This is a genomic window from Microcystis sp. M53602_WE12, from assembly GCF_030065455.1.
Lineage (GTDB): Bacteria > Cyanobacteriota > Cyanobacteriia > Cyanobacteriales > Microcystaceae > Microcystis > Microcystis aeruginosa.
In genome coordinates this window covers 1-8,601 of the sequence record NZ_JASJFB010000418.1, presented here as the reverse complement: position 1 = coordinate 8,601, position 8,601 = coordinate 1, and the positions used below count along the sequence as shown (strand labels likewise).

General features: G+C 41.5%; 5 protein-coding genes and 1 pseudogene. 1 reads left to right on the top strand and 5 read right to left on the bottom strand.

Annotation, left to right across the window (positions count from 1 at the left end):
- Nucleotides 1–133: 133 nt before the first annotated feature.
- From PX482_RS14125 to PX482_RS14105, 5 genes are all read right to left on the bottom strand, one after another.
- On the bottom strand, nucleotides 134–502 hold the full coding sequence (locus PX482_RS14125) for a Het-E N-terminal domain-containing protein (protein ID WP_288027684.1): 369 nt from the start codon (nucleotides 500–502) through the stop codon (nucleotides 134–136).
- Between the two features lie 468 nt (nucleotides 503–970).
- Nucleotides 971–3,757, bottom strand: a complete 2,787-nt coding sequence (locus PX482_RS14120; protein ID WP_288122575.1) for a cation-translocating P-type ATPase — start codon at nucleotides 3,755–3,757, stop codon at nucleotides 971–973.
- Nucleotides 3,758–3,980: 223 nt separating this feature from the next.
- Nucleotides 3,981–5,087, bottom strand: coding sequence for a hybrid sensor histidine kinase/response regulator (locus PX482_RS14115; protein ID WP_043999005.1), 1,107 nt, complete (start codon nucleotides 5,085–5,087; stop codon nucleotides 3,981–3,983).
- Nucleotides 5,088–5,452: 365 nt separating this feature from the next.
- The gene (locus PX482_RS14110; RefSeq protein WP_002758542.1) at nucleotides 5,453–5,962 is read right to left on the bottom strand and encodes a DUF4164 family protein; all 510 of its coding nucleotides are present in this window, start codon (nucleotides 5,960–5,962) and stop codon (nucleotides 5,453–5,455) included.
- A 53-nt stretch (nucleotides 5,963–6,015) separates the two neighbouring features.
- Complete coding sequence (locus PX482_RS14105) at nucleotides 6,016–7,575, bottom strand: hypothetical protein (RefSeq protein WP_002758541.1); 1,560 nt, start codon at nucleotides 7,573–7,575, stop codon at nucleotides 6,016–6,018.
- Nucleotides 7,576–7,994: 419 nt separating this feature from the next.
- Between PX482_RS14105 and PX482_RS14100 the strand changes: the two are divergent.
- Nucleotides 7,995–8,483: pseudogene (locus tag PX482_RS14100) on the top strand (hypothetical protein); the annotation flags it as partial.
- Nucleotides 8,484–8,601 lie beyond the last annotated feature (118 nt).

The window sequence follows — 8,601 nt, the reverse complement described above, 5'->3', positions numbered from 1 at the left end:
GATAAATTCTCTCTAGCATTTTCTGGCTCTCGGGGTTTAGGTCTCTAATCAATCTCATTGTATTTTCCTGCTGCTTCGTTTTTTTATGTATTATACTTCTTAATTTTTTATTTGGGTAATTAATTTTGCATGACTACTTACTAGCATTACCCGTGCCAGAGGTAGCAGCATATTTAACATTACTGATATTTTGGGTGATAATTTGTTGTCCACCGGGTTGTTCTTGGAGCTTGTCTAGTAAATCTTGGGCTAATTTAGTGATTTCATTATCTTTATCAACCCCCGCTTCGACAATTTTATCTTTTAACAAACCTTCAGCTTTCTTGATATCCTCTGGTTTTGCCTCTACCATTGCCTGTGCTAAAGCATCATTAGCAAACTTACGCTTAATCAAGGTTTTCAAACCTTGATATGTATCTTTAACACCTTTTTCCGCCGTATCTTTAGCCGCAGCAACCGCACCGGCAGTCAAGGCGGCGATAATCAGAGAAACTGGTTCCATTGTTTGATACTCCCAATACAATATTGCTAACTCAATTTTAGATCAAAACAATTTTTAATAGTAAGCCAAATCGCAATCAGCTAGAGAACTGGAATTTCACGGCCAAGGCACTAAACCTTAAAATTATTACTATGTAGGATTTGCTGAATAAATGTGAAATGTAGGCAAGGTAGGGGCTTTCTGGCTTTTCTCTGGAAACAGGTGCAAGATTTTGAGAGAATCGTGCTTCAAAACCTTGCGTCTTCATCGGCCCGCGTCCTGTAGGGGCGAAGCATTCGGGCAATAACCTATCGATGAAACCGTAGATTTTCTATCCGAATGCTTCGCCCGTACTTTTTGCCGCAAACCCTATATAAGAATCGTAGCCGAAAAAGCCAAACTACGGTTTTCCCAGTGGATGGGGTTTATCAGTTATCAGATTTGAGTTTTCAATTCACTGTTTACTGAACAATGAAAAAAACTCCCTGATTATCGCCGATGATACCAACGGGTAAATAATTTTTCTAACTCCACCCAAACGAATAATAAGGTACTAAATCCCAAACAGATTAATAATTCTTCTTTAGTTAAAAATTGAGTGCCGAAAAAATCCCGCAGGGCAGGAACATAGATTAACATCAGTTGAAAAATTGTCGTCAGGGTTACTGCTACCCAGAGATAGGGATTAGTCAAAGGATTCATTTCTATGGTAAGATGATCGCTCGATCGCACGGAAATGGCATGACCCATTTGAGCTAAACAGAGAGTAGTAAAAACCATAGTTTTCCATGAACCAGTATTACCAAAAAGTGGATCCAAGCGCACAGCGATCAACATTTGAGTGATATTAATAATCGAAAAAATAATCCCAATTCTCACGATATAACTGCCCAAACCGCGAGCAAAAATACTTTCTTGGGGACTAAAAGGAGGGCGACGCATAATATTAGGAGAAGCGGGTTCCACTGCCAAAGCTAAAGCAGGTAAACCATCAGTAACTAAATTCATCCAGAGAATTTGTAGGGGAGTGAGAGGAGTAGCTAAACCCAAAAGAGGCGAAGCAGCGATAGTAATCACTTCCCCGATATTACTGCCGAGAATATATTTAATAAAACTGCGAATATTGTTATAAACCACTCGCCCTTCTTCCGTGGCAGCGACGATGGTGGCAAAATTATCATCAAGGAGAATCATATCACTAGCCTCTTTGGTGACATCGGTGCCAGCGATTCCCATGGCAATACCTATATCTGCTTGTTTCAAGGCCGGAGCATCATTCACCCCATCTCCGGTCATAGCAACAAATTTACCCTTTTTTTGCAAGGCGCGGACAATAGTTAATTTATGTTCGGGGGAGACACGGGCATAGATGTTAGTTTTGTCAATGATGTTTTCTAGCTGAATTGGTGATAATTTATCTAATTCTCGCCCTGAGATGACTAAAGCTCCCGCTTGGGCAATACCAAGACTTTTAGCCACCGCTAGAGCGGTTAATTGATGATCACCGGTGATCATGATTGGACGGATTCCCGCTTCTCGACACCTAGCCACGGCGATTTGTACCTCCGGTCGCGCTGCGTCGATCATACCGACCATTCCTAACCAAATTAGGGCATCTTCGCTGATTTCAGTTGATTCTGGCGGATAAATCAGGTTTTTGTAGGCTAATCCTAAGACTCGTAAACCCCTGTTAGCCATAGCATTGTTAGCGACTAAGACTTTTTCTTTTTCCCTATCCCCAAAAGGAAGACTTTCTAATCCCGATTGGTAGGAGAGACATTGTTCAAGGATTAATTCCGGGGAACCTTTGGTAAATAGTACGGGATTGACTCCTTGACAAATGACCGACATTCGCTTTCTTTGAGAAGAAAAGGGGATTTCAGCGATTCTAGGGAACTCTTGCTTGGTTAGGGATAAATTTAAGCCCGCTTTCGCCCCTAAAACTAATAAGGCTCCTTCCGTGGGATCGCCTAAAATGCTATCGTGACCGTTATCGAGGTTTAAACTGGCATCGTTGCAGAGGATACTGGCAATTAAAAGATGATGTAATTCTAGATCGGTTTTGGGATCGATCGCCCGTTGCTTGGAGTCTAAAAATTGTCCTTTTGGGCTATATCCTTCCCCTGTCACCGAAAAATTGCGATTAATTGTCTCTATCTCCCGCACGGTCATTTTATTTTCCGTTAGCGTCCCAGTTTTGTCGGAACAGATCACATTAACGGAACCAAGGGTTTCTACTGCCGGCAGTTTACGAATCAAGGCCTGACGTTTGACCATGCGTTGGGTACCTAGGGCGAGCGTTAGGGTGATAACTGCGGGTAATCCTTCGGGAACGACGGCTACTGCCATACTAAGGGAAACTTCCACTAATTCCTCTAGGGCCGACCAACCGGCATTGATCAGGCCGATGGTAATAGTTAGGGCCACTAGAATGAGAGAACCAGCAACAAGGACATTACCCAAGTGAGTCATTCTTTTTTGGAGAGGAGTGGGTTCATTGCCGACTGTTGCTAACATTTGAGCGATTTTGCCTAATTCCGTTGTCATCCCCGTATTGGTAACGATGACCTTGGCCCGGCCTTGCAGTACCTCTGTTCCGGTAAAGACAAAATTTAAGCGATCGCCGAGGGGAGTATCTCTGTCTAAGGGGTCAATGGAGGCGGATTTATTAACACTATTTGCCTCTCCTGTCAAGGCCGATTCGCGAATTTGCAGGTTAAAAGCTTCGATAATTTGGCCGTCGGCACTGATTTGGGTTCCCGCTTCAATCAGCATGATGTCCCCGGGGACGAGATTAACCGCGTCTATTTCTCTGCGTTGACCCTCGCGAATAACATTAACTTGGGGAGAGGAAAGTTTTTTTAAAGCGGCCAGAGCTTTTTCGGCGCGACTTTCTTGCAGATAGCCGAGGATGCCATTGAGGATGACAATTGTTAAAATAGCGATCGTATCTTTGAAGGGAACACCAATTTTAGCCAGATGACCGCGCTGTAATGCTAGTAAATCTAGTCCCCCAGAAATTATGGCCACGGCAATTAAGAGCAGGAGCATAATATTGGTAAACTGATCTAGGAGAATTTGCCAATTACTGCGCCCTGGACGTTCTTGTAGTTCATTTTTGCCATAATATTTAATTCTTTCGGCGATTTGCTCCCTATTGAGGCCATTAACAGCCGAACTACCGAGGATAGATAGGGTGGTTTCCACCGGATAGGTATGCCAAGGTTGTTGCAAGTTAAGGCTAGAATGGGCAGAATAGTCGGCATTAGCGGCCATGGCAAGTGAAGATAGTTGATCTAAATAGATCTTAGCCCTTTCTTTCCCCGGTAACAGGAAAAAACAAATGTTTAAACTGGCTCTTCCTGCTCATAGACAGTCTTAACGAGTAATGTAGATAAGTAGCTGGTTATAATTAAATTGAAGATAGATCCACCCTTAATCCCCCCTTGATAAGGGGGGTGTCTGAAAGTTTTTAACATCTACCTACTTAGTCAACAGCTTAGTAGGGCAAAGTAAACCAAAATTGTGAACCTTTTTCGTCATTATTCATAATGCCAATTTCGCCCCCGTGAGCATGGATAATTTGACGACATAGATATAAACCTAGTCCTAAACTAATCTGATGATTATTATTGCCTCGTTGATAGCGATCAAATAATTTTTTTCTCTGGGTTTCGCTAATTCCCACCCCATTATCGGCAATACTACACCGGAGATAATTGCCCTCTAGTCTAGCGGATAAAGTGATAATTATCCCCTGGGGATTGTGTTTAAGGGCATTGGCTAATAAATTCTCAAAAACTCGCCAGAGATGGTGAGCATCGGCATTAACTAAGGGTAAATCGGGGGGAAAATTATTAATTAAAGTTGCTTGATTTTCCTTTAATCTTAACTCCCATTCCTGACTGATCTGTTGACCAATTTCGTAGAGAGATAAAGGCTTTAGTTCTAGGGAAACTCCCCAAAGATCATTTTGTCGGGTTTCGACGAGAGAATCAATTAAAGTTAATTGTCGATCGCAACTGTTGGCCATCTGTTGTAAAATCTTCTGGGATACTTCTTTAGTTTCTCCCTGAGAATTTTTAATTAAATTATTTAAGATCATTGACATCCCGATCACGGGATTGCGGAGATCGTGAGAGACGGCATGAAGATAAATTTCTAAAGTTTCCTCAGTTTTTTGACGTTCTTTAATTTCGTTTTGGAGTTGTTTTTTTTGACGGCAAATAGTTAATTGATTTTCGATGCGGGCCATCACTTCTTCCCCTTGAAAAGGTTTAGAAATGTAATCGACACCTCCCACTTGAAAAGCTTTGACTTTATCTAAGACATCATCAAGAGCGCTGATAAAAATCACGGGAATTTCTCTGGTTTTTTCATCAGCTTTTAACTGTTCACAAACTTGATAACCATTGAGATCGGGCATATTAATATCGAGGAGGATCAGATCGGGAATTAGCGATCGCACTGTATTCAGGGCCATCTGTCCATTAATCGCTTTGCGTACCTGATAGCCCTTCTCGGTGAGCATAATCGACAATAGCCGCACATTATTGGGCAAATCATCGACAATTAAGACACTAGGGCGCAGTGTGAGTTGAGTCATGCCGGTTATCTTATAACTCAAACTATTTAAATAGGGTTTGCTGAATAATGGTAAAACCCTTTTAAAATAAGGCTTTTGACCTGTTAAAATCCGATGTTCATGCTGCGAAAATCGGATTGGGACCTTCAAAAACCTTGCATTATCCTTCTTGTAGTACAAAAATGGTACGAAAAGAGAGGGCAACAAAGCCTGAAACGACCGACGACCGGCTACTGACGACCGACTCCTAACCCCACCAACAAACTTTTTCAGCAAACCCTAAATAAAGTGTATAAAAAAAACAGGGGCTTGCCGAAAAAGTTTTTCCTGGGGGCAGCGTGTCGGGTGGGACAAGCGAGAAAGTCTCGTTACTCTACAGCGAGCGACTAGGGATTGTTGCCCATAAAAAAAGCACGGAACCCCACAGCAATCAAGGAACCACTCAAAAGAGTTATTAATGTCCAAATTTGGTTACTTTGGGTTCCTTCCACCTTGATCAGTCGATTATCCATACTATCGACTTTCTCTGTTAAAGTTGCTAGTCCTATCTTGACATCGGTGACATTTTTCTGTAGGGTTTCTAGCTTTTGCTCGACATTTTTCTGTAAAGTTTCTAGCTTTTGATCAAACCTTTTTTCGAGATTATCTAGCTTTTGCTCGAAACTTTTTTCGAGATTGTCTAGCTTTTGATCAAACCTTTTTTCGAGATTATCTAGCTTTTGCTCGAAACTTTTTTCGAGATTGTCTAGCTTTTGATCAAACCTTTTTTCGAGATTGTCTAGCTTTTGCTCAACATCTTTCTGGAAGGTGTCTAGCTTTCGATCAACACCTTTAATACTATCTTTAATTTCCTTAAGGACAGATTCCAGGGAATAGGTAACGGTTTCTGCTGTCATTGCGGTTAACTCCTATCAGTCGAGAGATAATGTAATTATCGATAAAAATCCTCTTAATTCTCCACTTGATTTTTTTGGGAAAATCTCGCATCATCTTCCAATTTGTCGCTGATTTCCGGCAGTTTTAGCAATATTCCAGCGAATAACCAATAGTAAACAGAAACAGGCTCGACGGAGAGAGGATAATAGTAGGGGTTATAGCTAATAAAAAGTATAAAAATCCAGATACAGAGACCCCAATGCTTTAAAGCAGCATTTTTTACTTTTAAATAGGCTTTAAAGGTGAGAATACAGAGAATTGTCACCAGTGCCATAAAAGCGATAAAACCGATGATACCGATTTCGTGGACGAGTTTAGCGTAGTAGGTTTCAATTAGTCTTATCCCTTCTTCTCCCGCTACATGAAGAGCGCCACTGCTGGCTCTGCCTAAACCAAAACCAAAAAGCTGTACATATCTGAAGCTCAACTGCATTTGATTGCCTACAAAGTCAATGGGAGACGAATATAGCCAGCGACCGATAAAATTTAGCCCTCTTTCCTGAATAAAGGGAATTAACGTCACCGCGAGCAGGGAAATCAGTCCCAAGATTCCCAATTTTAATGGTAACTTTCGTTTACTTTTGCTAGTAACAATAAAAAGAACCAAGTAAAACAAAGGTACTAGCAAAAAAGGTAATCTTTGTCCAGAAACCAGAGTCGCAAGCAAGACTAAAACCATGGCCACCCAACCAGCGACGCGCCATCTTTTTTGCGGATCACTAAAACTGGCCGCGTAACTGATGACGCTACTAGATACTAAAAACCAACCCCATTGCCAAGGATCGGAAAATGTGCCGGGGAGACGAATTAAGCCTCGATCGGGATTATACAACAATGAACCGCCGACAAAACATTGAGCTTTCAAGGTGGCTTTTTCGGTAATATCCGGATAAAATTGGCTGTCAGATTTCGGGACACGGACTTCGAGTTGATTGAGGAATTCATTGTCAGGACAGATACCTTGGACGAGTAAGAAGTATTGAATTAGAGCTAAACCGCAACAGACTAAGATCATCACGATTAAAACTCGGTTAACCATGAATAAATCTCGTTTTTGCTCGATTAAATAGTACCCACAGAGAACTAGGGGAATATAACTGAGGAGGATTTTTAATCCCACAATTCCCACAGCAATTGCTCCTTGGGGCAGATTGACAAAAAGAAAAGTTATCAAGCTGCTGGCAAGTAAAATCAAAGCTGTGATGAGAAAAGGCTTGATTTTGGGGCGTAATTGTTTAAAAGTTTTTGTTTTAATTAAAATTGCCGCTAAAGCGGCGAAATAAAAGGCATCCTTGGCGATTTTGTAGAGAGCATAGGAGGGCTCTATGCCAATAAAGTTGCCCACTACCTGAAAAACTCTCACCACAGACAAAGCGAAGGTATTACTCAGGGGAAGATAGATGATTAGGGCTAATAATCCCAGACGGGGATGGATAAAAGAAGCGACCATGGCGGGAACTGCCCAAATTCCTAACAAGGCCGCTTTTTTGCCAAATAGAATCCCTAAAACTAGACTGATTATTGTAGTGGCGATCACTAATATAATTAGCAACAGGGGATTAATCTCTTTCATACCGTGCGGGTTGAACAGGTTTAGCAGAAAGTGTACCGGATTTTTGCCGAGATTCTCATTCTCAATGGCGGAGGTGGGGAGCTTTTCAGTGATCAGTAAACAGTGAACAGTAAACAGTAATCAAGTGAGGTTCTTTTTGTTTGTGTTAGGCAATAGACGGGGTTATAAGAGATGAAACCCTTATATAGAAAGACATTTGGCGATTTTTGTCAATTGTTTTCCATCTAGAACGAACTAATCAATTAAGTCTCTTGCCAGATAAGGATGTAGTCTATTTATGCCACCCGATCAAACCATACCAAGTAACGAAGAACCATCAGTGAACTGAAAACTCACATCTGATACTGATCAAAGTTTCCTCTTGCTTCTTACCTCTTGCTATACTTATGTAAAATTTTATTTATCTCGATCTTGACTCCGTGGCCGAAAATCTTTCTTTTCAAGACCTTTATCAAGCTGGAATCAGTGCTTTTGAGCGTGGACAATATCGTCTTAGTGTCCAGCAATTAAATGCGGCTTTAGCCTTAATTTCCTTAGGCTCCCGAGAAGGGGGTGAGATTCAAATTTGGTTAATTTCTGCCCATCAAGGGTTAGGAGAGGGGGAGAAAGCTAGTGAAATCTGTAGGCAACTTATTACCCATCCTATCTATCAAATTCGCGAACAGGCCAAGCGTCTGCTTTATATTATCGAAGCTCCCCGTCTCAAACGCCCAGATGAGTGGATGACGAAGATTCCCGATTTAGAGAAACTTCCCGATAGTACACCGCAATTTAAAAAGGGGACAAATAAACAGAAAAAAGAAGAATCCCCCGCACCCATGCAGTTAGAGCAGCATAAAAATACTGTTTTTAGCGGACTGGCGATCGCTATTGTTCTATTGATGCTCTGGTTTTTTGCTAAAAATAGCCAGCAATTCCAAATTCAGAATGTAGCAAGGAATACAGAATACAAAACGCTTTTGCCCTGTAGCTCCCCATCCAAAATCAAGAAGAATTAACGCGAGTAACAGGGATGGCCTCATCGAG

Excerpts from the sequence above, each read along its gene's own strand:
- PX482_RS14105 (WP_002758541.1), bottom strand. The coding sequence starts at position 7,575 with ATGAAAGAGATTAATCCCCTGTTGCTAATTATATTAGTGATCGCCACT.
- PX482_RS14110 (WP_002758542.1), bottom strand. The coding sequence starts at position 5,962 with ATGACAGCAGAAACCGTTACCTATTCCCTGGAATCTGTCCTTAAGGAA.
- PX482_RS14125 (WP_288027684.1), bottom strand. The coding sequence starts at position 502 with ATGGAACCAGTTTCTCTGATTATCGCCGCCTTGACTGCCGGTGCGGTT.
- PX482_RS14120 (WP_288122575.1), bottom strand. The coding sequence starts at position 3,757 with ATGGCCGCTAATGCCGACTATTCTGCCCATTCTAGCCTTAACTTGCAA.
- PX482_RS14115 (WP_043999005.1), bottom strand. The coding sequence starts at position 5,087 with ATGACTCAACTCACACTGCGCCCTAGTGTCTTAATTGTCGATGATTTG.